The 25028-nt window shown below is 64.4% G+C and carries 24 protein-coding genes; 17 read left to right on the plus strand and 7 right to left on the minus strand.

Annotated elements, in window-relative coordinates; translation table 11 throughout:
- Positions 1-45: 45 nt before the first annotated feature.
- On the minus strand, positions 46-852 hold the full coding sequence (locus P0D96_RS10905; RefSeq protein WP_132373822.1) for an IclR family transcriptional regulator: 807 nt from the start codon (positions 850-852) through the stop codon (positions 46-48).
- A gap of 178 nt (positions 853-1030) precedes the next feature.
- Between P0D96_RS10905 and P0D96_RS10910 the strand changes: the two genes are divergently transcribed.
- Positions 1031-1753, plus strand: coding sequence for a (Fe-S)-binding protein (locus P0D96_RS10910; protein ID WP_408175848.1), 723 nt, complete (start codon positions 1031-1033; stop codon positions 1751-1753).
- Between the two features lie 89 nt (positions 1754-1842).
- A complete protein-coding gene (locus P0D96_RS10915; RefSeq protein WP_408282749.1) occupies positions 1843-3258 on the plus strand; it encodes a lactate utilization protein B in 1416 nt (471 codons plus the stop codon).
- A 216-nt stretch (positions 3259-3474) separates the two neighbouring features.
- Here the strand turns inward: P0D96_RS10915 and P0D96_RS10920 are convergent, their stop codons facing one another.
- Positions 3475-4032, minus strand: a complete 558-nt coding sequence (locus tag P0D96_RS10920; RefSeq protein WP_408313379.1) for a hypothetical protein — start codon at positions 4030-4032, stop codon at positions 3475-3477.
- Positions 4033-4300: 268 nt separating this feature from the next.
- On the opposite strand from P0D96_RS10920, the gene P0D96_RS10925 reads away from it, so the two are divergent.
- The 10 genes from P0D96_RS10925 (at position 4301) to iscX (ending at position 11578) form a co-directional block, all read left to right on the plus strand.
- Entirely contained in the window at positions 4301-4540 is a 240-nt protein-coding gene (locus P0D96_RS10925) for a hypothetical protein (protein ID WP_408175851.1), read from the plus strand.
- A gap of 217 nt (positions 4541-4757) precedes the next feature.
- A complete protein-coding gene (locus tag P0D96_RS10930; protein ID WP_408175852.1) occupies positions 4758-5255 on the plus strand; it encodes a low molecular weight protein-tyrosine-phosphatase in 498 nt (165 codons plus the stop codon).
- Positions 5256-5389: 134 nt separating this feature from the next.
- A complete protein-coding gene (gene iscR, locus P0D96_RS10935) occupies positions 5390-5920 on the plus strand; it encodes a Fe-S cluster assembly transcriptional regulator IscR (RefSeq protein WP_094783140.1) in 531 nt (176 codons plus the stop codon).
- A 75-nt stretch (positions 5921-5995) separates the two neighbouring features.
- Positions 5996-7219 (plus strand): IscS subfamily cysteine desulfurase, encoded by a 1224-nt coding sequence (locus tag P0D96_RS10940; protein ID WP_132373828.1) that lies wholly within the window; start codon positions 5996-5998, stop codon positions 7217-7219.
- A gap of 73 nt (positions 7220-7292) precedes the next feature.
- Positions 7293-7706, plus strand: coding sequence for a Fe-S cluster assembly scaffold IscU (gene iscU, locus P0D96_RS10945; RefSeq protein WP_028199493.1), 414 nt, complete (start codon positions 7293-7295; stop codon positions 7704-7706).
- A 167-nt stretch (positions 7707-7873) separates the two neighbouring features.
- Positions 7874-8197 (plus strand): iron-sulfur cluster assembly protein IscA, encoded by a 324-nt coding sequence (gene iscA / locus P0D96_RS10950; protein WP_012433565.1) that lies wholly within the window; start codon positions 7874-7876, stop codon positions 8195-8197.
- 149 nt (positions 8198-8346) lie between these two features.
- Positions 8347-8874, plus strand: a complete 528-nt coding sequence (gene hscB, locus P0D96_RS10955) for a Fe-S protein assembly co-chaperone HscB (protein ID WP_408282742.1) — start codon at positions 8347-8349, stop codon at positions 8872-8874.
- Positions 8875-9001: 127 nt separating this feature from the next.
- On the plus strand, positions 9002-10873 hold the full coding sequence (gene hscA, locus P0D96_RS10960; protein ID WP_408313382.1) for a Fe-S protein assembly chaperone HscA: 1872 nt from the start codon (positions 9002-9004) through the stop codon (positions 10871-10873).
- Positions 10874-11023: 150 nt separating this feature from the next.
- Positions 11024-11365: an ISC system 2Fe-2S type ferredoxin gene (fdx, locus tag P0D96_RS10965; protein WP_097389705.1), complete on the plus strand. Its 342-nt coding sequence runs from the start codon at positions 11024-11026 to the stop codon at positions 11363-11365.
- Positions 11366-11380: 15 nt separating this feature from the next.
- Positions 11381-11578, plus strand: coding sequence for a Fe-S cluster assembly protein IscX (iscX, locus tag P0D96_RS10970; protein ID WP_007181290.1), 198 nt, complete (start codon positions 11381-11383; stop codon positions 11576-11578).
- Between the two features lie 126 nt (positions 11579-11704).
- Here the strand turns inward: iscX and P0D96_RS10975 are convergent, their stop codons facing one another.
- The 5 genes from P0D96_RS10975 to P0D96_RS10995 all read right to left on the minus strand — a co-directional run bounded on the left by P0D96_RS10975 (position 11705) and on the right by P0D96_RS10995 (position 18589).
- Entirely contained in the window at positions 11705-12451 is a 747-nt protein-coding gene (locus tag P0D96_RS10975) for a glycine zipper 2TM domain-containing protein (RefSeq protein WP_408175858.1), read from the minus strand.
- A 321-nt stretch (positions 12452-12772) separates the two neighbouring features.
- The gene (gene lysS, locus P0D96_RS10980) at positions 12773-14329 is read right to left on the minus strand and encodes a lysine--tRNA ligase (RefSeq protein ID WP_408175859.1); all 1557 of its coding nucleotides are present in this window, start codon (positions 14327-14329) and stop codon (positions 12773-12775) included.
- Between the two features lie 122 nt (positions 14330-14451).
- A protein-coding gene (prfB, locus tag P0D96_RS10985) for a peptide chain release factor 2 (RefSeq protein WP_132373832.1) occupies positions 14452-15556 on the minus strand; the annotation gives its coding sequence in 2 pieces (ribosomal slippage) (positions 14452-15474 and positions 15476-15556; 1104 coding nt in all).
- A gap of 179 nt (positions 15557-15735) precedes the next feature.
- Positions 15736-17442 carry a single-stranded-DNA-specific exonuclease RecJ gene (gene recJ, locus P0D96_RS10990; RefSeq protein ID WP_408282735.1) on the minus strand — a complete coding sequence of 569 codons (1707 nt, stop codon included), beginning with the start codon at positions 17440-17442 and terminating at the stop codon, positions 15736-15738.
- A gap of 28 nt (positions 17443-17470) precedes the next feature.
- Positions 17471-18589, minus strand: coding sequence for a regulator (locus P0D96_RS10995; RefSeq protein WP_408313385.1), 1119 nt, complete (start codon positions 18587-18589; stop codon positions 17471-17473).
- Positions 18590-18734: 145 nt separating this feature from the next.
- Between P0D96_RS10995 and P0D96_RS11000 the strand changes: the two genes are divergently transcribed.
- The 5 genes from P0D96_RS11000 to P0D96_RS11020 all read left to right on the plus strand — a co-directional run bounded on the left by P0D96_RS11000 (position 18735) and on the right by P0D96_RS11020 (position 25026).
- On the plus strand, positions 18735-18980 hold the full coding sequence (locus P0D96_RS11000; RefSeq protein ID WP_132373835.1) for a hypothetical protein: 246 nt from the start codon (positions 18735-18737) through the stop codon (positions 18978-18980).
- A 376-nt stretch (positions 18981-19356) separates the two neighbouring features.
- A complete protein-coding gene (locus P0D96_RS11005; RefSeq protein WP_132373836.1) occupies positions 19357-20610 on the plus strand; it encodes a lipoprotein-releasing ABC transporter permease subunit in 1254 nt (417 codons plus the stop codon).
- Complete coding sequence (gene lolD / locus P0D96_RS11010; protein ID WP_106279458.1) at positions 20603-21346, plus strand: lipoprotein-releasing ABC transporter ATP-binding protein LolD; 744 nt, start codon at positions 20603-20605, stop codon at positions 21344-21346. The genes P0D96_RS11005 and lolD overlap by 8 nt, the downstream gene beginning before the upstream one ends.
- A 56-nt stretch (positions 21347-21402) precedes the next feature.
- Entirely contained in the window at positions 21403-22191 is a 789-nt protein-coding gene (locus P0D96_RS11015) for a TatD family hydrolase (RefSeq protein WP_408313386.1), read from the plus strand.
- A gap of 111 nt (positions 22192-22302) precedes the next feature.
- Positions 22303-25026: a DNA internalization-related competence protein ComEC/Rec2 gene (locus tag P0D96_RS11020; protein WP_408313388.1), complete on the plus strand. Its 2724-nt coding sequence runs from the start codon at positions 22303-22305 to the stop codon at positions 25024-25026.
- The last annotated feature ends 2 nt before the right edge of the window (positions 25027-25028 follow it).

The following is a 25028-nucleotide window of genomic DNA, read 5'->3' on the forward strand; positions in this document are numbered from 1 at the left end:
GTTGCGAGGCTTTTTTGTTTCTTGAGCGTAAGCCCAGCGCCGGGCTTACGCGTGATGGCTATGCGAATGGTCCTGCGCGGGTTGCGGCCGGTAGCCGAGCGACGCGGAGATCATCAGCGCCGTCTGGCTAAGCTGGCCGAGCCAGGAATCCTGCAACCGATCCGCCGGCGCCGACAGCGACAGACCGGCAACCAGTTTGCCGGTGTCGTCGTAAATGCCGGCGGCGATGCAGCGCACGCCGAGTTCCAGCTCTTCGTTATCGCGCGCGCAGGCTTGCTGGCGCACGTGCGAGAGTTCGCGCTCCAGTTTGGTCAGGTCGGTGATGCTGTTCTGCGTGTGGCCCGACAAGCCGGTGCGCGTGGCGTAGGCCCTCACGCGAGTGGATTCGTCGGCGGCGAGGAACAGCTTGCCTACCGAGGTCAGATGCAACGGCGCCCGTCCGCCGATCGCCCGCACCACCTGCATGCCGGAACGCTCGGAATAAGCACGTTCGATATAGACGATCTCGTCGCCCTGACGTACCGACAGATTCACCGTCTGGCCCGTCTGACGATGCAGTTCGCGCATCGGCGTGAGTGCCGCGTCGCGCACCGACAGGCGCGCCTTCACCAGATTGCCCAGTTCGAGCAGGCGCATGCCGAGACGGTAAGTGCCGGGATCCGACCGGTCGACCAGACGGCACATCACCATGTCGTTGAGGATGCGGTGCGCGGTGGACGGATGCAGCTCCGTGCGGATGGCGAGTTCTTTCAGGCTGACCGGGTCGCTATGCGCAGCGAGTGCGTCGAGCAAGCGCATCATGCGTTCGATCACCTGGATCGAAGTTTTGGGATCCGGGTTCGTATCGCTCATGGGAGGAATCGGTTGACGCGTCAAACAGCGGAAATTGATTGTATCCCGTATTGTGAAAAGAAGGAAAGCGATTGGAACGCCAATTCCAATTTCAGCGGCTTTCGTCCTATGCCTTCCGGCCGTTGGTATTGTGCGGCAAACAGCGGATAATCAGGGACGTTTTCCCGAAGGAGGGCTCATGCGAGTCGGATTGTTCGTTACCTGCCTGATCGACCTGATGCGTCCCGAGATCGGTTTTTCGGTCATCAAGCTGATCGAAGGCGCCGGATTCGAGGTGGTGGTGCCACCCGCCCAAACCTGTTGCGGTCAACCCGCGTACAACTCCGGGGAACGGCGCATCGCGCGCGATCTGGCCGAGAAAACCCTGCGCGAGTTCGAACAGTTCGATTACGTCGTGGTCCCGTCCGGTTCGTGCGGCGGCATGATCCGCGTGCATTACGGCGATCTTTTCGCCGATGATCCGGAACTGATGAACCGCTTCGGCCGGCTGCGCGCCAAGGTGTTCGAACTGACCGATTTCCTCGTGAACGTGGCCAAGGTGCAATTGCAGCCGGGCGAGTTCGCGGGTCAGGTCACGTACCACGATTCCTGCTCCGGGCTGCGTGAGCTCGGCGTGAAGGCGCAGCCGCGCGCTTTGCTGGCGCAGGTCGGCGTCACAGTGAACGAGATGAAGGACTGCGAGCATTGCTGCGGCTTCGGCGGCACGTTCGCGGTCAAGTACGGCGACATCTCCACGGCGATCGTCGACGAAAAGTGCGCGAATATCAGCGCAAGCGGCACCGGCACGGTGGTGCTCGGCGACCTCGGCTGCATGCTCAATATTGAAGGCCGTTTGCGACGTACCGGCGACGCCACCACGCGCGTGCTGCACATCGCGCAGGTGCTGGCCGGCGACGTGTAACGCTGATTTTCAGATACGCGCGCTTGACTCGTACTTCAGTCGCGCTTCGCCTGTTTTGCCCGCTTCGCTCGAATACGCATAAGGCCGCCATGCAAGTCCAATCGATGCAATTCAAGGCACGCGCCGGTCAGAAACTCGCCGACCAGCGTCTGCAGCAGAACCTCACCAAGCTGTCGACCAAGTTCGTGTCGGCCCGCGCCACGGCCATGACAGCGATTGATTTTCCCGCCACGCGCGCCGCGCTGAAGGAGCGCCGCAATCGCGCGCTGGAGAATCTCGACGTGTGGCTGGAAACCTTCGAGCGCGAAGCGGCCCGGCGCGGCGTGACGGTGCTGTTTGCCGAGACGACCCAGGAGGCCGCGCGGCTCGTCGGCGACATTGCGCGCCGGCACGAGGTGAAGAAGGTCATCAAAACCAAGTCGATGGTCACTGAAGAAATGCGCCTGAACGAAGTGCTCGGGCAAATGGGCGTCCAATCCATTGAAACCGATCTGGGCGAGTACATCCTGCAGATCAACGACAACGAGCCGCCGAGCCACATCATCGCCCCAGTCGTCCACAAGGATAAGGACGAGATCGCCGACCTGTTCGCGAAGACTCACAACCGGCCGCGCCTGACCGAAATTACCGACATGACGCGCGAAGCGCGCGAGATGCTGCGCCCGCATTTCATGACCGCGGACATGGGCGTGACCGGCGGCAATTTCGTGGTGGCGGAAACGGGCTCGGTCGTGCTGGTCACGAACGAGGGCAACGAAGGCATGTGCACCGTGATGCCGCGCGTGCATGTGGCGGTGACGGGCATCGAGAAGGTGCTGCCTACGCTCGAAGATCTGGCCACGGCGATGCGTCTTTTGCCGCGCTCAGCGACCGGGCAGACCACCTCGAACTATTTTTCCGTGTTGACGGGGCCGCGCGGCGAGGGCGACCAGGACGGTCCTGCGCATATGTATGTGGTGCTCGTCGACGGCGGGCGCACGGGGCTGATCGGCGGCGACTTCCAGGAAATGCTGAGGTGCATCCGCTGCGGCGCGTGCATGAACCATTGCCCGGTGTATCAGAAGGTGGGCGGCCACGCGTACGGCTGGGTCTATCCCGGCCCGATGGGTTCGGTGTTGACGCCGAGCTACGTCGGCATCGACAAGGCGCTGGATTTGCCGCAGGCCGCGACTTTGTGCGGCGAGTGCAACAGCGTGTGCCCGGTGGGCATTCCGCTATCCGATCTGTTGCGCAAGCTGCGCGAGAAGCAGGTGGAGCGCCATCTGCGGCCCTGGAAAGAGCGCGCCGGACTTGCCGTGTGGGGTTTTCTCGCGCTGCATCCGGATGCTTACGCGCTTTTCACGAAGCTGGCCGTGCGCGTGCTGGAACGCATGGGCGGAAGGAATCGGTCGATTGCCAAATTGCCGTTGGGCGGCGCGGGCTGGACCAATACGCGGGATATGCCCGCTCCGGTCGGTCGAACGTTCAGGGAGTTGTACGCGGCGCAGCGCAGTCATATCGGCTGAGCGGGCGTTCTGGGCGAAGCGCGCCGTCGTATTTTTAGAGGTTGGTGGCGTTGCGCGCGAGCCGGTGATTCCGGCGCCGCGCTATCTAAGTCATGGCCGTGCCGTTTGGCGGCTGTCTCCGTCTGCCGTTCAGGACGTTGCCGCAGAAAACGGAGCGCGGTATGCGTGCGTTGACAGATACGCATGCGAACCGCGCAACTATGCGACCAGCGGCGCTCAGTGGTCCGTCATCTGGCCAGGCTGTCGGCCCGGTGCCCCTCGCACGGGGGCGCCCCCATTATTGCCATTACCACGACCGCCGCCATTGCCCGCCTGCTGCGACGGCGGCGGCGGAGGCGGCGGGCTGGCAGCGCCCGGCCGGGGCGCATTCGATCCGCTCGGGCCACGCGGCCCGCCCACGCCGCCTTGAGGCGGCGGCCCGCCGTGCGAGCCGCCATTCGGCTGACCGTGCCAACCGCCGTTATCGCCGTGGTTGCCGTTGTTTCCATAGTTGCCGTTGTTCGGCCGGCCCCGGTTCGGATAGCCGCCGTAGCCCGGTCCGTAATAGCGGCCGGGTCCGTCGTAATAGCCGGGGCCAGAGTAGTTGCTGTAGCCCATGTAGACGTTGGTTTGTGGCACGACCGGCACGCCGGTGGCGTAGCCGTCGTAATCGTCATAGCCGCTGTAACCGCCGCCGTAGCCATTGCTGTACATCGGCGTGCCGTCCGGATAGACCGCGCAGCCGCCGAGCAGGGTGGCGACAGCGAGGCAGGCGATGGGTGCGAAGCGTTTCATGGTGATGGACCAGTGCGAGATTTTGTTTCTGTAAGACCGCTATTATCGTCATCCGTCACAAGAGCTTTGTATGTGTTTGTAAGGATTTCTTTCTTGTGCCATGACGAGCGTCGACGTCGTGCGCCGCAAAACGTGAATTCACTGTTCCATTCGGAGCAACGCTCTATCTCGCGCCAGTGGGTTTTTCCCGATTGCGAATTCCTATAGCATTTGCACTGGGCATAGTGGGTTGCAAACTCATCTGCCCCTAATCGGAAGAAACGACATCATGAAAAAGACAATATCGGTGTACTGGCCCCTCGCCATCGTTGTACCGCTCGCTGCGGCTGCTTATCTGCATATTTGCGGCGACGCTGCGTCGCGCGCCCCGCAGGCTCCGCTCGCGGCCGCTCAACTCACGGCTGAACTTGCACGTGCCGTCTCGTACGGCATGATCGACGACACCGCGACGCTGCCGGCCAAACCTATGCGCGCCGCTACGGCGGTGCCGATCGCGGAAGCGTCGTAAGCACACGGTTAAGCGCGAGCGGATCGGTTACCTCATCATTGCGGTGCCTCGGTGCCTCGGTGCCTCGGTGCCTCGGTGCCTCGGTGCCTCGGTGCCTCGGTGCCTCGGTGCCGCGAGCGCGCCGGCTTCCGGCGAGATTCCGGCCAGCTTTGTATAATCGCGGCACCGTTTGTTAACAGTCGTCCTACGCGCGTCGCGTGTCTGAAAAAGCCCCTTGATGAAAACCGTATCCATCTGCTTTGTCTGCCTCGGGAACATCTGCCGTTCTCCGACCGCGGAAGGTGTGATGCGCCATCTGGTCGGCGAGGCGAAGCTCACGGAGCGCATTCTGATCGACTCCGCCGGAACGGGTGACTGGCACATCGGCGAGCCGCCGGACGAGCGCGCGCAGCAGGCGGCCGGCCGGCGCGGATATCAACTCGCCGCCTTGCGCGGCCGCCAGGTCGCCGCGGTGGATTTCGAACGCTTCGACCTGCTCATTGCGATGGACGACAAAAACGTCGCCGCGCTGCGCCAGGTGTGCCCGCCGCAGCAACGCGACAAGATCCGTCTGCTGATGGAGTTTGTCCCCGAAGCGGACGCCCGCTGGAGCGGCGCCCGCGAAGTCGCCGACCCGTATTTCGGCGGCGCGGAAGGTTTCGAGCAGGTACTGGATCAGTGTGAAGCGGCCTGCCGTGGCCTGATTACGGCGTTACGTCCCCAATTGCTTGTGTAGAGTTTGGCGAGAGAGCGCGCCGGGCTTATCCAACAATTAAGCAAATGACCCAAATCGCGGTAGGGATACTTGACTAAATCGCTCATGTATTTATACTTGACAAAACTTGTCGAGAATTGCGGTTCCCACACCATATGAGACTCACCACGAAAGGCCGTTTCGCCGTCACGGCGATGATTGACCTGGCACTGCGCCAGGAGCAGGGCCCGGTGACGCTTGCGGGTATCAGCCAGCGCCAACACATCTCCCTGTCGTACCTCGAGCAGCTGTTTGGCAAGCTGCGTCGTCATGAAATCGTCGAGTCCGTGCGCGGACCGGGCGGCGGCTACAATCTGGCCCGCCGCGCCGAAGACGTGACCGTGGCCGACATCATCATCGCCGTCGACGAGCCGCTCGATGCCACCCAATGCGGCGGCAAGGGCTCCTGCGAGGGTACCAAACAGCACGACGGCCACTGCATGACGCATGAACTGTGGTCCACGCTGAACCAGAAAATGGTCGAGTACCTCGATTCGGTCTCCCTGAAAGATCTGGTGGATCAGCAGCGTTCGCGCGAAGGCGCGCCGGCCGTACTGCGCGACAGGCGCAACGAAGCGCCGGCGGTCGAACCCGTCCGCGTGGCGCCGAAAGGGCCCAATTCCGTTTTCAACATGGCCGGTTCCTAGGCGCGGTATCGAGCAGTCACCGCAGCCTGATAAGAAACCCAGAAGCCAGAGCATATGACGTCCCCGGAGCAATTGATGAACAACGACACTCTCCATCTGCCCATCTACATGGACTACAGCGCGACGACGCCGATCGATCCGCGCGTGGTGGACAAGATGATTCCGTATCTGCGCGAGCAGTTCGGCAACCCCGCATCGCGCAGCCACTCGTATGGCTGGGCGGCGGAGCGCGCAGTCGAAGAAGCGCGTGAGAATGTCGCCGCGCTGGTGAACGCCGATCCGCGCGAAATCATCTGGACCTCGGGTGCCACGGAGTCGGACAACTTGGCCATCAAGGGCGCCGCGCACTTCTACAAGAGCAAGGGCAAGCACATCATCACGGTGAAGACCGAGCACAAGGCCGTGCTCGACACCTGCCGCGAACTCGAGCGCGAAGGCTTCGAAGTCACGTATCTGGACGTCAAGGACGACGGCTTGATCGACCTGGAAAAGCTCAAGGCCGCGCTGCGTCCGGACACGATTCTGGTGTCGGTCATGTCGGTGAACAACGAGATCGGCGTGATCCAGGACATCGAGGCGATCGGCGAGATCACTCGTGAAAAGGGCATCATTTTCCACGTCGACGCAGCGCAAGCCACCGGCAAGATCGCGATCGACCTGCAAAAGCTGAAGGTCGACCTGATGTCGTTCTCGGCGCACAAGACGTATGGCCCGAAGGGCATCGGCGCGCTGTACGTGCGCCGCAAGCCGCGTATCCGTATCGAAGCGCAGATGCACGGCGGCGGTCACGAGCGCGGCATGCGTTCGGGCACGCTGGCCACGCACCAGATCGTCGGCATGGGCGAAGCGTTCCGTCTCGCACGTGAAGAAATGGCGACGGAAAACGAACGCATCCGCATGCTGCGCGACCGTCTGCTGCGCGGCCTGTCGGAAATGGAAGAAGTGTATGTGAACGGCGACATGGAAAAGCGTGTGCCGCACAACCTGAACATCAGCTTCAATTTCGTCGAAGGCGAGTCGCTGATCATGGCGGTGAAGGACGTGGCGGTGTCGTCGGGCTCGGCCTGTACGTCGGCTTCGCTGGAACCGTCGTATGTGTTGCGCGCGTTGGGCCGTAACGACGAGCTGGCGCACAGCTCGATCCGCTTCACGGTAGGCCGCTTCACGACCGAGCAGGACGTCGATTACGTGATCAACCTGCTGAAGACCAAGATTTCGAAGCTGCGCGATTTGTCGCCGCTGTGGGAAATGCACAAGGACGGGATCGATATTTCGACCATCCAGTGGGCAGCGCACTGACGCGCCGGGTTTGGGACGATATCGAATTCATCGAATTGCAATTGCAGGTTGAAACGGATCAAGGAGTGTAATCATGGCTTATAGCGACAAGGTTCTGGACCATTACGAAAACCCGCGCAACGTCGGTTCCTTCGCGAAGGACGACGATGCGGTCGGTACCGGTATGGTCGGCGCGCCGGCATGCGGCGACGTGATGAAGCTGCAGATCCGCGTGGGCGCGGACGGCATCATCGAAGACGCGAAGTTCAAGACGTATGGCTGCGGTTCGGCGATTGCGTCGAGCTCGCTCGTCACCGAATGGGTGAAAGGCAAGACGCTCGATCAAGCCATGTCGATCAAGAACACGCAGATCGCCGAAGAACTGGCGCTGCCGCCGGTGAAGATCCACTGCTCGATCCTCGCGGAAGACGCGATTAAGGCAGCGGTCGCCGACTACAAGCAACGCCACGGTGAAGCAGTCGTCGAAGGCGACAAGCAACACGCTTAAGCGGTGATTGCGGCGCGGTTTCAGCGCGGTTTTCAGGTGAATCGAAACGGGCGGCGGCGCGAATTTGCAGCGGGCCGTCCGGTCCGAGCGATATTTGATGCAGGCAGGGTAGCAGCGCGTGAACAGGCAGAAGAATGACTGGCACGCACTGCGCAATGAGAAACGCTATGGCAATTACGTTGACCGAAAAGGCAGCACAGCACGTCCAGAAGTATCTGAACCGTCGCGGTAAGGGCGTCGGCTTGCGCGTCGGCGTGCGCACCACCGGTTGCTCCGGCTTGGCTTACAAGCTCGAGTACGTGGACGAACTCGCGCCCGAAGACGAAGTCTTCGAATGCAACGGCGTGAAGCTCATTGTCGACCCGAAGAGCCTCGCCTATATCGACGGCACCGAACTCGACTTCGCACGTGAAGGGCTGAACGAAGGCTTCAAGTTCAACAACCCGAACGTGAAGGACGAATGCGGTTGCGGCGAATCGTTCCGCGTGTAAATCCGGACATTCCGCGTGCAGCGGATCAAAGGCGGCGCGGGCCGCCTTTTTAGTTTCATCCGCGAATTCGCCTGTGCCGCTAGGCTCTGCCGAGCCGCGTTTTTAGACTGCACTCCGGTGCGCTTTCCTGAACGGACTCCTTTTATCCGATGGCCTCGCTGAACGACAGCCACTTCGACCTGTTCGATCTGCCGGCGCAATTCGCGCTCGACGCATCAGCGCTCGATCACGCCTACCGCACGGTGCAGGCGCAAGTGCATCCAGACCGCTTCGCGGCGGCCGGCGACGCGCAAAAGCGCATCGCGATGCAATGGGCGACGCGCACCAACGAGGCGTATCAGACGCTGCGCGATCCGTTGAAGCGCGCCACCTATCTGCTGCATCTGCGCGGCATCGACGTCGGCGCGGAGAACAATACGGCGATGGAGCCGGCGTTCCTGATGCAGCAGATGGAATGGCGTGAAGGCATCGAGGACGCGGCCGCGGCGAAGAACGTCGATGCGCTTGACGCCTTGCTGACCGAACTGCGCGACGAAGAGCGCGTGCGTTTCGACAAGCTCGGCGCCTTGCTCGACAGCGGCGCGAATCAGGCCGCGGGCGAGGCGGTGCGGCAGTTGATGTTCATCGAGCGGGTGGCGTCGGAAATCGGCACGCAGATCGAGCGGCTCGAGAACTAGCGAGCCCGAACGCGCCGTGCGTGTTGCGCCGCGCGCGAGCGCAGCGGCAACCGCGAGAATAGCCGTAGCATTACAACCAGCAACGCGAAAATTCAGGACGGGGCCGAGCGGCTCCGAGAAGATCCAGATGGCCCTACTGCAAATCTCCGAACCCGGCATGGCGCCGGCGCCCCACCAGCGGCGTCTGGCGGTCGGTATCGATCTCGGCACCACCAACTCCCTCGTTGCCGCCGTGCGCAGCGGCGTGCCCGATGTGCTCCCCGACGAAGACGGCCACGTGCTGCTGCCGTCGGTGGTGCGCTACCTGGAAAAGGGCGGCCGCCGTATCGGCCGCACGGCCAAGGCCGAGGCCGCAAGCGATCCGCGCAACACGATCGTCTCGGTCAAGCGCTTCATGGGCCGAGGCAAGGCGGAAGTGGAGGGCGCCGAAAACGCGCCGTACGATTTCATCGATGCACCCGGCATGGTGCAGATCCGCACCATCGACGGCGTGAAGAGCCCGGTCGAAGTGTCGGCCGAAATTCTCGCGACGCTGCGTCAGCGCGCCGAAGACTCGCTCGGCGACGAACTGGTCGGCGCGGTGATCACCGTGCCCGCTTACTTCGACGAAGCCCAGCGTCAGGCGACCAAGGACGCCGCGCGTCTGGCCGGCCTGAATGTGCTGCGCCTCCTGAACGAACCGACCGCGGCCGCGATTGCCTACGGCCTCGACAACGGTTCCGAGGGGCTGTACGCCGTGTACGACCTCGGCGGCGGCACCTTCGATCTGTCGATTCTCAAGCTCACCAAGGGCGTGTTCGAAGTGCTCGCGGCGGGCGGCGACTCCGCGCTCGGCGGCGACGATTTCGACCACGCGCTGTATCGCCATGTGCTGGAGCAAGCCGGCATCGCGCCGCAAACCCTCGCACCGGAAGACGTGCGCTTGCTGCTGGACAGCGTGCGCGTGGCCAAGGAGGCGTTGTCGGACGCGCCGAGTGCGAAGCTACAGGCCACGCTCTCGAACGGCGCTCAGATCGATCTGACGATCGACGAAGCCACTTTCGAGGCCATCACGCAGGCGCTGGTTCAGCGCACGCTCGGACCGACCAAGAAGGCGCTGCGCGACGCCAAAGTCACGACGAAGGAAATCAAGGGCGTGGTGCTGGTCGGCGGCGCGACGCGCATGCCGGTGATCCGCCGCGCGGTCGAATCGCTCTTCGGCCAACCGCCGCTGATCAATCTCGACCCGGATCAGGTGGTCGCGCTCGGCGCGGCGATCCAGGCCGATCTGCTCGCGGGCAATCGCGGTGCGGACGGCGAAGAGTGGCTTCTGCTCGACGTGATTCCGCTGTCGCTCGGCGTGGAGACGATGGGCGGTCTGACCGAGAAAATCATCCCGCGCAATTCGACGATTCCGGTCGCGCGCGCACAGGATTTCACGACTTTCAAGGATGGCCAGACGGCCATGGCGATCCATGTCGTGCAAGGCGAGCGCGAGCTCGTCAGCGACTGCCGCTCGCTCGCGCGCTTCGAGTTGCGCGGCATTCCGCCGATGGCTGCCGGCGCGGCGCGCATTCGCGTGACGTACCAGGTGGACGCCGACGGCCTGCTGTCCGTGTTCGCGCGCGAGCAGGGCTCGGGCGTGGAGGCGTCGGTGGTGGTCAAGCCGTCCTACGGTCTCGCCGACGACGACATCGCCCGAATGCTCGAAGACAGCTTCTCGACCGCTGAAGTCGACATGCGCGCTCGCGCGCTGCGCGAAGCGCAAGTCGAAGCGCGGCGACTCGTGGAGGCCACCGACGCCGCGCTTGCCGCCGACGCCGAACTGCTCGACGACAGCGAGCGCGCCGAGCTCGACACGCTGCTCGATGCATTACGCAACGTCGCGCAAAGCGAGGATGTCGACACGATCGAAGCCGCCACCAAAACCCTCGCCGAAGGCACTGACGAATTCGCCGCCCGCCGCATGAACAAGGGCATTCGCCGCGCGCTCGCCGGCCGCAAGCTCGACGAGATCTGAGCGCTGCGGTTGCGGCAGGGCGGGCCGCCCGGTCGGTCCGCCGCAAAGAATCGAATCGCGCCGCGTGGACTTAAAAAGTCCGCGCGGCGCCAGTAAAATCGTACGGAGCCTGTTTGCGGCGGCCGTGCCTCAGACCCAAACGGAAAATGTATGCCTCAAATCGTTGTGCTGCCTCACGTCGAACTGTGCCCGGAAGGCGCGGTGATCGATGCCGTGCCCGGCAAGAGCATCTGCGACAGTTTGCTCGAACACGGCATTGAAATCGAGCACGCGTGCGAGAAGTCGTGCGCGTGCACGACCTGCCACGTGATCGTGCGTGAGGGTTTCGCCGCCTTGACGCCATCGGAGGAAGACGAGGACGATCTGTTGGACAAGGCGTGGGGGCTCGAACCGGCCTCGCGTCTGTCGTGCCAGGCCATGGTGCCGGCGGAGCAGGATCTGGTTGTCGAAATCCCTCGCTACTCGATCAATCACGCGAAGGAAAACCACTAACAGGAGGATGCAGCCATGAAGTGGACCGATACGCAAGACATCGCGATGGCCCTGACTGACAAGCACCAGGACATCGATCCGCAACAGGTGCGCTTCACCGACTTGCACCGTTGGGTCACCGAGCTGGAAGGATTCGACGACGATCCTAACCGGTCGAACGAAAAGATCCTCGAGGCGATTCAGGCTGCATGGATTGAAGACGCGGATTATTGAGCGTCACTGAGTTTCCCGAAGCCAGTCAGCGATGTGCTCCACGCCGCTGCCGGCTGCGGCAAAGAAAAAGGCGACTCCAATGGAGTCGCCTTTTTTGCGTCTGGCGCAAATTCCGCCTGTTTCGCCCTAGCTTGCTACAAGCGTGCCGTTCTGAACCCGAACGCGCTGACCTTGCTGGAACGGCGGCGCTTCATGGTAGGTGAAGTAACGCGTCTTGCCGCTTTCCATCCGTACGCGCACCGAATACGACGTGGTGCTGCGGATATGTTTCTCGACCGAGTTGCCGGCAAGGCCGCCGCCGAGCGCGCCGAGAACGGTCATCGCGGTACGGCCGCCGCCGCTACCGAACTGGTTGCCGACCACGCCACCGGCCACCGCGCCGCCGACCGCGCCGATACCGGTGCCATGACCTTCCTGACGCACCGCCGAGATGGCCTCGACTACGCCGCATGTCGAGCAGTAGGCTGGTTGCGCCGGCTGCTGCTGGGCATAGTTGGGTGCCGGCTGGGCCTGTTGCTGCTGCGCGTATTGCTGCTGCTGTGTGGGCGCCGGTGCCGGCGCGGGCTGCGGCTGTTGCGCGGCTTGCTGCTGGGCAGCCTGTTGCTGCGCGGCCTGTTGCGCCGTCGGGTTGGCAGGCGCCGCCGAATCGACCACGCCCTGCTGGTTAGCTTGCGTGGCGACTTGCGCCGATTGCGTCTGATCGTTTTGCGCGCCGTTGCTGGATGCCTTCGGGAACAGGCCCGTGACCGCCGCGGTGGCGACGAGGCTTGCGATGATCACCGCGCCGGCAGCGGTCGCCACGAGCGGGTGAATCCGGCGTTGTTGCGCAGGCTGCGCGGATTGCGTGGTGGGTTGCGTGTTCGGATTGTCCATTTTGGCCTCCGTCTTCAACAGGAGTCGACTTTTGGTAAGACAAAGTGTCTGGTAAATCGATTCCATTAGGGTTTCAATTTGTAACGATTTCCGGGTAATCGCCGCGACGGCGTCGCGTTAGAGCCCGCGCGGCGCGGCGGGGCGCCGCTTCCGGCAAGCGCTCGCACGATGAACGCGGACGGCCGAATCCTCGCATAGCGCGCAGCTTTTACCGATGGTTACAAACCGTCCGACGTCCGCCAGGTGTGCTTTCAAAGGAATCAGCAAGAAAAACGCCCGGCATCGAGCCGGGCGTTCTCCAGGATGCGAACCACGCAACGCTCAGTCTTCGCGGCGCAGATGCGGGAACAGAATCACGTCGCGGATGCTCGGGCTGTCGGTCAGCATCATCACCAGACGGTCGATGCCGATGCCGCAACCGCCGGCCGGCGGCATACCGTATTCGAGCGCGCGAATGTAGTCCGCGTCGTAGAACATCGCTTCCTCGTCGCCGGCGTCTTTCTGGTCGACCTGCTTCTTGAAGCGGGCCGCCTGGTCTTCCGGATCGTTCAGCTCCGAGAAGCCGTTGGCGATTTCACGGCCGGTGATGAACAGCTCGAAGCGCTCGGTGATGCCGTCGACCTTGTCCGACGCGCGCGCCAGCGGCGACACCTCGATCGGGTAGTCGATGATGTAGGTCGGCTCCCACAGTTGCGACTCGGCGGTCTCTTCGAACAGCGCCAGTTGCAGCGAACCGACGCCCGCGTTCAGGAACTGCGGCTGCGACGCGTCCACGCCGAACTTCTTCAATTCCGTGCGCAGGAAAGCGCTGTCGGCGAGTTGCTCGTTCGTGTATTGCGGCGCGTACTTCTGGATTGCCTGCGTGATCGTCAGGCGATGGAACGGCTTCGCCAGATCGAGTTCACGGCCCTGATACGTGATTGTCGCGGTGCCAAGCGAGTCGATTGCGGCCTGGCGGATCAACTGCTCGGTGAAGTCCATCAACCACTTGTAATCGGTGTACGCGGCGTAGAACTCGATCATCGTGAATTCCGGATTGTGGCGCACGGACACGCCCTCATTGCGGAAGTTACGGTTGATCTCGAACACACGCTCGAAGCCGCCGACCACGAGGCGCTTCAGATACAGCTCCGGCGCGATACGCAGGAACATCTGCATGTCGAGCGCGTTGTGGTGCGTGGTGAACGGCTTGGCCGCCGCGCCGCCCGGAATCGGGTGCAGCATGGGCGTTTCGACTTCCATGAAGTCGGCGTCGGCCATGAACTTGCGGATCGACGAAATCGCCTTCGTGCGCGCAACGAAAGTCTTACGCGTTTCCGGCGTGACGATCAGATCGACATAGCGTTGGCGATACTTCATTTCCTGGTCGGAGAGACCGTGGAACTTGTCCGGCAGCGGACGCAGCGATTTCGACAGCAGGCGCAGTTCCGTGCAACGTACCGAGAGCTCGCCCTTGTTGGTGCGGAACAGCACGCCACGCGCCGCGACGATGTCGCCCATGTCCCACCTCTTGAAGGCGTCGTACGTTTCCTGGCCGACGTCGGCGGGCGTAATGAAGAACTGGATCTGACCCGAACCGTCGCGCACGGTCGCAAAGCTCGCCTTGCCCATCACGCGCTTGAGCATCATGCGGCCGGCGATCGCGACTTCGAGCGGATTCGCTTCGAGCGCTTCCTTGTCGGCGTGCTCGTACTGCGACTGCAGATCTTCGGCGTGATGCGTGGGACGGAAATCGTTCGGATAGGCGACACCTTGCTCACGCAGCTCGCGCAGCTTTTCGCGGCGCTCGGCCATGATTTTGTTGTCGTCCACCTCGGGCGCCACATTTGGCTGGGCCACATTCGGCTGGGCCGCATTCGGCTGGGTCGGTTCGGTCATGATGATTTGGTATTCGGTGGCCCGCACGGAAATGGCTCGCTTGCGGGTGGCCAGTCAGTAAAAACCTCAGGCGGTAAAAAGATACGGCGCGGCGTTGCAAGGGCAGGCCGCGCCGGTTGCGCTTAGACGCCTTGTTTCAGGCTGGCGCTGATGAACGGATCGAGGTCGCCGTCGAGCACGCTCTTGGTATTGCTGATTTCGACGTTGGTGCGCAGATCCTTGATACGGCTGTTGTCCAGCACGTACGAGCGGATCTGATGACCCCAGCCCACATCGGTCTTGCCGGCTTCGAGCTTGTCCTGCTCGGCCTGACGCTTGCGGATTTCCGCCTCGTACAGGCGCGATTTCAGCATGGCCATCGCTTCGGCGCGGTTACGGTGCTGCGAACGGTCGTTCTGGCACTGCACGACGATGCCCGACGGCATGTGCGTGATACGCACCGCGGAGTCGGTCTTGTTGATGTGCTGACCGCCCGCGCCGGACGCGCGGTACGTGTCGATACGCAGATCGGCCGGGTTGATGTCGACTTCGATCGAGTCGTCGATTTCCGGGTACACGAACACCGACGAAAACGACGTATGACGACCGCCCGACGAGTCGAACGGCGACTTGCGCACGAGGCGATGCACGCCGGTTTCGGTGCGCAAAAAGCCGTACGCGTATTCGCCTTCGATCTTGATCGTGGCGTTCTTGATGCCCGCGACGTCGCCGTCGGTCTGTTCCAGCACTTCGGTCTTGAAGCCTTTGCGTTCGCAGTAGCGCAGATACTGGCGCAGCAGCATGGAGGCCCAGTCGCACGCCTCGGTGCCGCCGGCGCCGGCCTGAATGTCCAGGAAGGCGTTGTTCGGATCGGCCGGGTTCGCGAACATGCGGCGGAATTCCATGTCGGCGACACGCTGTTCGATGCCTTGCGCGTCGGATTCGCAGGCGAGGAGTGTTTCCTCGTCGTCTTCTTCGCGGGCCATGTCGAACAGGTCCTGCGCGTCGCGCAGGTCGTTATCGAGCGACGTGAGTTTGCCGACGGTGTCGTCGAGCAGCTTCTTCTCCCGGCCGAGGGCCTGGGCGTGCTTCGAGTCGTTCCAGACGTCCGGGTCTTCGAGTTCCCGGTTGACTTCGATTAGACGCAGTGCTTTGTCGTCGTAGTCAAAGATACCCCCGTAGCGCGCCCGCGCGAGTGCGCAGGTCCGCCAGTGAGGCTTCGATCGCGTTGAGACGTTCCGCTTCCATGTCGATCTTTTATAGCTTCGTAAAAAGGGGAAATTATAGCCGATCGGCGTGCCGCGCCGGAGGCTGTTCAGCGATCCGGCGCGTGTTTGCGGTTGATTTTGCGGAGATTTTTCGAGGTTTTCGGTGCCCCGGAGCCTGGCGCACCGGGCGGCTTCGACTCACCGCTTCAGTGCATCGCCTCAGTTCGCGGCGTGCTCGACGATCAGCTGCACGCGCGATACACCGTTCCATGTGTCGCTCGCGAGACGATAGGCGACGGTGGTGCGAGCGGGCAGCGTGTCGGTGTGATTGAACCAGATCGCGTTGAAGCGCTGGCGCCCGCGCACGAGTTGCAGCTTCAGGTGCTTGTCCTTCACGAGCGCCTGCGAGGCGATGTCGAATTCACCCGAAAACACCGGCGCCGGGAAGCCCTGGCCCCACACGGCGGCGTCGAGCATTTCGACGAATTGCGGCGTGAAATACGCGTCCTCCAACTCGCCGTCGGTTTCCACCGTGCGCGAGAGCGCGTCCTCGGACAGCCATTCGCGGCCGACCGCTTCGAACGCGGCGGTGAAGCGCGCTACGTCGGCGGCGGCGAGCGTGAGGCCGGCGGCCATCGCGTGGCCGCCGAATTTGACGATCAGGCCGGGCTCGCGCTTCGAGATCAGATCGAGCGCGTCGCGCAGATGGAAGCCCGCGATCGAGCGGCCCGAGCCTTTGACGGTCTGGCCGCTGTCGTCGGCGAGCGCGAAAGTGAACGAGGGCCGGTGGAACTTCTCCTTCAGCCGCCCCGCGACAATGCCGATCACGCCCTGGTGCCAGCTGGGATTGAACAGCGTGATGGTAGTCGCGCCGTCAGGGTCGATCGCCGAGAGGTCTTCGAGCGCCTGCTGCTGCATGCCGGCTTCGATTTCGCGGCGTTCGCGGTTCATTGTGTCGAGTTGCTGCGCGAGATCCCACGCGCGGCCGATGTCGTCGGTCGTCAGGCATTCGATTCCGAGCGACATGTCCGACAGGCGGCCCGCCGCGTTCAGGCGCGGCCCGAGCGCGAAGCCGAGGTCGAAACCCGACGCGCTGCGAGCGTCGCGCGCGGCGGCGCGAAAGAGCGCGGCGATGCCCGGCTGCATCTTGCCTTTGCGGATGCGCTGCAAGCCTTGCGCGACCAGCACGCGGTTATTGCCGTCGAGCTTGACGACGTCCGCGACCGTGCCGAGCGCGACCAGATCGAGCAGGCCGTCGAGGCGCGGTTCGGGAAACGCGTCGTTGAAGGCGCCGCGGCGGCGCAATTCCGCGCGCAATGCCAGCAGCACATAAAACATCACGCCGACGCCCGCGATGCACTTGCTCGGGAACGTGCAGCCCGGCTGGTTCGGATTGACGATCGCGCGGGCGGCCGGCAGTTCGTCGCCGGGCAGGTGGTGATCGGTGACCAGCACGTCGATGCCGAGCGCATTGGCCGCTTCCACACCGTCGACGCTGGCGATGCCGTTATCCACCGTGATCAGCAGATCCGGTTTGCCCGACGCGCTGCGCGCAGCCAGCGCGACGATCTCGGGCGTCAGGCCGTAGCCGTACTCGAAGCGGTTCGGCACCAGATATTCGATCCGGCCGCCGAACATGCGCAGGCCGCGCACCGCGACCGCGCAGGCAGTGGCGCCGTCGCAATCGTAGTCGGCGACCACCAGCATGCGGCGTTGGTTCTGGATCGCGTCGGCGAGCAAGGCGGCGGCGTCTTCGCAGCCCTTGAGCGCGACCGGCGGCACGAGCCGCGCGAGGCCGGTTTCGATTTCGTCGGGCATGCACACGCCGCGCGATGCGTAGAGGCGCGCGAGCACCGGATGCAGGCCGTGGCGGGTGAGGACTTCGGCGTCGACAGGAGAGCAGGCGCGCGTAACGATTCGAGTCATTCGGAAAGGCCGTGAGTCATTCAATCAATTATTCGATGAAGAGCGAGGCGAGCACGCGCCGCCGCCAGAATTTGCGCAGGTCGCCGCGCGTAACCGAGAGCGTCACCGAGCCGGTGTCGCCGCACAAGGTCAGGCCGAGTTCAGCGAGATCGCCGGATTGCAGCGCGGCGAGCGCGGGTTCGAACCAGGCTGTTTGCATGGCGGCGAAGGCGTCGTTCCAGCGCGCCCAGTCCTGCTGGATGTAGGGCGCGGAGAACGGATCGAGTTCGACCAGCGTGATGCTCGCGCCCGCGTGCGTGGCGCCGTTCGCCTTGTCCGCAAGCGACGCCAGCGCGCCGAACGAGGCCGGCGGCGCACCGTTCGCGACCCCGGCGGTCATCGCAAGGCCGCGCGTGGCGGCCGCGTCGGACAGCACCCGCGCGAACGGACTGCGCACCGGTTGCGCCGCGCCCTGCGCGTGAAACCAGATCGAGTTGACGGCCGGCAGGCCGCGCGCCTCGCGCGCTTCGTTGACCGGATGCTCGAACCACGCCATCTGCACTTCGTTCTGCAGCTTCATCCACGCGCGCGAACGCTCGCCGGAATGGGCCTCGTGCGGCAGCCAGATTTCGATGTTGCGCCCGCTCGCGCGCAACGGCGACGCGCCGGCCAGCGTGCCGAAGCCGTCGCCCGACAGATACCAGCGCGCGGGCCGCGGCGCTTCGATACGCACGCCGAGTTCCTCGATCAGCGGTCGCGCGACCGCGAGCAGCGCGCCGGCTTCCTCGTCGGACAGATCGAGGGAGGCCGGATCGATCAACACCAGATGATCGTGCGCGATGCGCACGTGCACCGGCTGCACGCAGGCCCATGTGGCGTTGCCGGGTTCGCCGCCGTCGGCGCGCAGCATGTACGGCGCGAGCGGCGCTTCGTCGGCGGCCGCCGCGCCGCTCGGCAGCGCGCCAAATTGGCGTGCCACCCAGCGCTCGTGCGGCAGCGTGCGCTGAAAGTCTTCGCCGATCACGCGTTCCACCAGCGTCGCGCGCGCGATCAGCCGGTCGAGGGCCGGACTGCGGATGGCGTGAAGGGCGGTGGAGGCGTCCGCTGCGGCGGGCAGCGCGAAGGGCAGGAGAAGATGGAGACGGTTGGCGAGCATGATGCTGCGCATTGTAGGGCAAAGAGTGCGAGTATTCCGACCATCAGCATCCGCTCGACGAAGCGTGGCGGCAGCGGACCTCCGGGTTCGCCGCCGGCCGGCCGCCGGAGCAACAGCCGCGCGCGGCGGCACCGCGCACATGACGAGGGAGACCGGCATGTCGCGTGAACTCAAAACCGAGCAGGAATTGCTAGCGCTGGTCGTCAAGGCGCTCGATGCGAACCCGGCCACGGCCGGCTGGATTCCGACCGGCTTCCACGAGACCGTGGACGACGAGAGCGGCTGCAACTGGGACATCAGCCATCTGCACCGCGACCGCAAGGACGCCGACGTGCGCGACGCCGCCAACAGCGCCGCCGCGGGCATCATCAACGAGCTGCGCGGCCGTTACAACCTGCGTTAGGCGGAACCGGGGCCGTGCCCGAACGCGGCGCACGGCGACGCGGCGCCGGTTCAGGACGGCCGCCGCCGAGCCGAGCTGACCGCAGGCGGCCGGCGTTTCTGTTCGAGGTCCCGTCCACACTGCGTTTGCGCGAGCGGGCGGCATTGTATGGCAAACTTCGCGCTTGATTAGTGGTGGCAGCGATGTTGGCGACAGCAACGGCCGCCTCCCGGACAGCCGCGGACCGCGGTGGCGCGCGCATTGCTACGCTACGGCACGCCGTACCGGAACCATCCGCGTCGCAACGACACCAATGATCACGACGCTCGGGCCGCACGGCAGGCGCTTCACGCCATCGTGCGCGGCACAAAGCCGAAGAACGCAGACAAGGATTCGCTTGAAATTTCCCTACGAATGGCAGATTGGCTGGCGCTACACCCGCGCCGGCAAACGCACGACCGGTAACGGCTTCATTTCCTTCATTGCGCTCGTGTCGATGTCGGGCATCGCGCTCGGCGTCGCGGCGCTGATCGTCGTGTTGTCCGTGATGAACGGTTTTCAGAAAGAGGTGCGCGACCGCATGCTGTCGGTGCTCGCGCACGTCGAAATTTTTTCGCCGACCGGGTCGATGCCCAACTGGGAGCTGACCGCCAAGGAAGCGCGCCAGAACAAGGAAGTGATCGGTGCGGCGCCGTATGTCGAAGCGCAGGCGCTGCTCACGCGCCAGGACGCGGTGAGCGGGGTGGCGCTGCGCGGCGTCGAGCCGTCGCTGGAGCCGGAGGTGTCCGATATCGGTAAGGAGATGAAAGGCGGCAGTCTGAACGCGCTGAAGCCGGGCGACTTCGGCATCGTGCTGGGCGCCGACCTCGCCACCAATCTCGGCGTGCAGGTCGACGACAAGATCACGCTGGTCGCGCCCGAAGGCACCATCACGCCAGCCGGCATGCTGCCTCGGCTAAAACAGTTCACGGTGGTGGGCATCTTCGAGTCGGGACACTACGAATACGACAGCACGCTCGCACTGATCAACATCAAGGACGCGCAGGCGCTATTCCGGCTGCCCGCGCCGACCGGCGTGCGGCTGCGCCTGACCGACATGCAGCGCGCGCCGGAAGTCGCGCATCAGCTTGCGCGCACACTGTCCGGCGATTTATACATTCGCGACTGGACGCAGCAGAACAAGACCTGGTTCTCCGCGGTGCAGATCGAAAAACGCATGATGTTCATCATCCTCACGCTGATCATCGCGGTGGCGGCGTTCAATCTGGTGTCGTCGCTCGTCATGACGGTGACCAACAAGCAGGCCGACATCGCGATTCTGCGCACGCTCGGCGCGCAGCCCGGCTCGATCATGAAGATTTTCGTCGTGCAGGGCGTGACGATCGGCTTTATCGGCACGGCGACCGGCGTCGCGCTCGGCTGCCTGATCGCGTGGAGCATTCCATGGCTCGTGCCGATGATCGAACATCTGATCGGTGTGCAGTTCCTGCCGCCGTCGGTGTATTTCATCAGCGAACTGCCGTCCGAACTGGTTCCGGCCGACGTCGCGCGAATCGGCATCATCGCCTTCGCGATGTCGGCGCTGGCCACGTTGTACCCGAGCTGGCGTGGTGCGAAAGTCCGTCCGGCGGAGGCACTGCGCTATGAATGACCGTTCCGCAAACCTATCCATGGCTTCTTCCGACACCGTGCCGCATCCCTACGTGCTGGAAGCAACCGGCATTTCCAAGTCGTTCGTGCAGGGCGGTCTGAACGTGACGGTGCTCAACAACACGGAACTGAGCGTGCGGCGCGGCGAGAAGCTGGCGATCGTCGGCGCGTCGGGTTCCGGCAAGAGCACGCTGCTGCACGTGCTTGGCGGCCTCGACGATCCGAGCGCCGGCCATGTTTCGGTGATGGGCAAGCCCTTTACCAAGCTCTCGGAGCGCGAACGCAACGACCTGCGCAATCGCGCGCTGGGTTTCGTGTATCAGTTCCACCATTTGCTGCCGGAGTTCACCGCGCTCGACAACGTTGCGATGCCGCTGCGGATTCGCCGCATGACGACCGAAGCATCGCGCCGCGAAGCGCTCGCGGTGCTGGAGCGCGTCGGCATGGGCCATCGCGCGAAGCATCGTCCGGGCGAGTTGTCGGGCGGCGAACGCCAGCGCGTCGCGATTGCGCGCGCACTGGTGACGAAGCCCGCCTGCGTGCTGGCCGACGAACCGACCGGCAATCTCGACGGCGGCACCGCCGACACCGTGTTCAACCTGATGCTCGAACTGTCGCAAACGCTCGATACGAGCTTCGTGATCGTCACGCACGATCCGGAACTCGCGGGGCGTTGCGACCGCATCATGCGGCTGCGCGACGGCGTGCTGCACGAAGAGCCGCCGGTGCCGGTTTAAATGGCCGGACGTCGCGAGCCGGTGCTGCGCCGCTTGCGCCGATAACGAGGCACGTCATGTGGATCGATACGCACTGTCATCTCGACGCTTCGGAATTTGACGCCGACCGCGCGGAAGTCGCGGCGGCGGCGCGCCGCGCGGGCGTGGGACGGATCGTGATTCCGGCGATCGGCCGGCAGAATTTCGCGGCGGTGCGTGAACTGGCGCACCGGGTCGACGGTGGCGCGTATGCGCTCGGTATTCATCCGTTGTTCACGCCGGGCGCGCAGGAGAGTGACCTCGATCTGTTGCGCATGGAAATCGAGGCGAGTCTCGACGACCCGCTGTTTGTCGGTATGGGCGAGATCGGCCTCGATTATTTTGTCGAGGGTCTCGACGACGCACGTCAGCAATTCTTCTACAACGGCCAGTTGCAGCTCGCGCGTGAGTTCGATCTGCCGGTGATCTGCCATGTGCGCAAATCACAGGATCAGGTGATCAAGGGACTGCGGCGGCATCAGATTCATCGCGGCATCGCGCATGCATTCAACGGCAGTTTTCAGCAGGCTCAGGCGTATATCGACCAGGGCATGCATCTCGGCTTCGGCGGCAATCTGACTTTCGAGCGGGCGCGGCAAATCCGCCGTCTCGCCGAGCAGTTGCCGTTCGACGCGCTGGTTGTGGAAACGGACGCGCCGGACATCGCGCCTTCGTGGATTTACAAACAGCGCAATACGCCGGAGCAGATTCCGGCGATCGGCGCGAGCCTCGCGCAACTGCGCGGCATGGCCGCCGACGAGGCCGCCCTAGGCACAACGGCTAACGCGCTCGCCGCGCTGCCGCGGCTCGCACTTTCCTCTGCATAATTGAACTCGATGGTTTGAGTGGTTCGCGCCGGGCGATACCCACGCCTGGCGGGCTCGCTGACGCCCGCGCGGCGAGCGTTGCGTCGTCCGGCGATTGCTGGCGGAGGTCGGATGCGGGCATGGTGGTGTGGATTTGCGTTGGGCGTGATCGGGCTGCAACGGCAGGCGGTGCTGCCGGATTGGATGGCGTTGTGCGGGTTGGTGGTGGTTGCTTGTGCCGCGGTCGTGGTGGCGGTGTGGGGTTTGGGCGAGTGCGGAAGTGCTCGCGTTGGTCGGGATGACGCGGTCGCTGGAGCGATGCTTGCGACTGCGGCCGCTGCTGGCGCTACGGCTGCCGCGAAGTCGACGGCTGCGGCCACGAGCATCACGTATGCACGCGCGGCAATTCTCACTGCACTAACCGACCGGATCCGCGTCAGCCAGCGTGTGCGTTCATTCGCCGGCTGGAGCGCGGTGTCGTGCGCGGCGTTATGTGTGGGCTTCGGCTATGCAGCCGTTCGCGCGGAAATGCGTCTCGCGGTGAGCTTGCCGAACGCGTGGGAAGGGCGCGATATCGAGGTGGTCGGCAGTATCAAAGGCCTGCCGTCACGCGATGAAAACGGCGCGCGTTTTCTATTCCACGTTGAATCGGCCGAAGCACCCATCGACGCTTTCCCACATGTGATCCAACTCTCGTGGATCGCTGAAGATGCGCCGCCGCCTTTGCTCGAACTCGGCTCACGCTGGCGGCTGACGGTGCGCCTCAAACGTCCGCATGGCAATGCCAACTTCGGCGTGCGCGATGCCGAGGCGAGTCTGCTCGCGCGCAACGTGCGGGCCACCGGCTATGTCAGCGCGCCGGCTCATGCCGTGCGATTGCGCGGCTATGCGCGCGGCGTTGGCGTGACGGTGGACCGCTGGCGCGCCGCACTGCGCGAACGGATCGATGCGGTGCTAGCCAACGCGCCGCACCGCGGGATCGTCGTGGCGCTCGCCATCGGCGCGCAGGACGAAGTCAGCACTGCGGACTGGTTGCTGATGCGAGGCACGGGCACGAGTCATCTGGTTGCGATTTCGGGGCTGCACATCGGTTTCGTCGCGGGCCTCGCGGGCTGGCTGGCGGGCGCGTTCTGGCGGCGCTCCGGATTTGTCGGCCGCAACTGGCCGTTGCGGCTGCCCGCGCAAGTCGTCGCGGTCACGGGCGGCGCGGTGTTCGCCGCGCTGCATGCTGCGTTGGCCGGCTTCAATGTGCCGGCGCAGCGCGCGCTGTGGATGGCGGGGGTCGTCGCGCTCGCTTTTATCAGCGGGCGCAATGTGGCGCGCTCGGCGGTGCTCGCGTGGGCCTTGGGGCTCGTGCTGCTGATCGATCCTTGGGCGGTCGCGTCGGCGGGATTCTGGTTGTCGTTCTGCGCGGTGGCGGCGATTCTGTTCGCCATGTCGGGGCGGCCCCGTGTGCAGGATCATCGACAGCATCGCGACGAAACGGGCGCGGGCGGCGAGGCATCGAGCCGATGGTCGAGGTTGCGTGATCGCGTGCGCCGCCGCATGCGAAGTACCGGCGAGCGGCTGCGCAGCGCCGCGCACGTGCAATTCGCCGTAACGGTCGCGCTCGCGCCGTTGACTGTCTACTGGTTCGCGCAGATTCCGCTGATCGGCCCGCTCGCGAATGCCTTCGCGATTCCGTGGGTAAGCATGCTGGTGACGCCGGCCGTGCTGGCCGGCGTCGCATTGCCCGCGCCGCTTGACGCCTACGCATGGCATGTCGCGCACGCTTTGCTCGAGCTACTGGCAGCGGGCTTGCAGAGGCTGTCCGGTCCCGCCTGGGCGCTCTGGCGTCTGCCGCAACCGGATGCGTGGACGCTGGCCGCGGCGGCAGTGGGCGTGCTCTGGTGTCTGGCGCCGCGTGGCTGGCCGCTGCGCTGGGCCGCGCCGCTGACATGGCTGCCGCTTCTGATACCGGCGCCGTCCGGGCCGCCGCACGGCAGTTTCCGTCTGACGGCGCTGGACGTCGGTCAGGGCACCTCGGTGCTGGTCGAAACGGCGCATCACACCTTGCTGTTCGATACCGGGCCGGGTCCGGAGTCGACTCACGCCGGCGAGCGGGTGGTCGTGCCGTTTCTACAGGCGCATGGCGTGACGGCGCTCGACACGCTGATCATCAGTCACGCCGACTCCGATCATTCGGGCGGCGCGCCCGCCGTGCTGGACGCGATCGAGGTGCATCAAATGGTGGCGGCTTTGGCGCCGTCGAATGCGCTGTGGTCGAACGCGAGGCGGCACCGCGCCGACACGCTGCCGTGCGCGGCGGGCCAGCGTTGGCAGTGGGACGGCGTGGAGTTCGCGATGCTCTGGCCGGACGCCGGTCCGCTGCAAGGCAAGCCGAACTCGCATTGCTGCGTGTTGCGGGTCAGCACGTTGCCCGCCGCCGCGAGCCCGTCGCTTAGCCGCATTCAAGCAGAATCGTCACGCATGACGGCCTTGCTGACGGCGGATATCGAAGCGCCCGTCGAACGCGTTCTGCTCGCGCGTGATCGCAGGGCGTTGCGCGCGCAGGTGCTGGTCGTGCCGCATCACGGCAGCAAGACTTCGTCGACCGAGCCGTTCCTCGACTCTATCGACCCGCTTATCGCGCTATTTCAGGTAGGCTATCGCAACCGTTTTCGTCATCCGAATGCGGGTGTGTTCGAGCGCTACAAGGCGCGGCAGATCGAACTCGGGCGCAGCGATGCGGACGGTGCGGTACGCGTCGAGGTGAGCCCACAGACTGAGGCGAATGCCGACGTCGCCGGCAAGAGCGCCATGCTCACGCTCGAGCGCTATCGCGACACGCGGCGACGCTACTGGATGGATCGCTGACG

It is taken from the genome of Paraburkholderia sp. RL17-347-BIC-D (assembly GCF_046027915.1).
Lineage (GTDB): Bacteria > Pseudomonadota > Gammaproteobacteria > Burkholderiales > Burkholderiaceae > Paraburkholderia.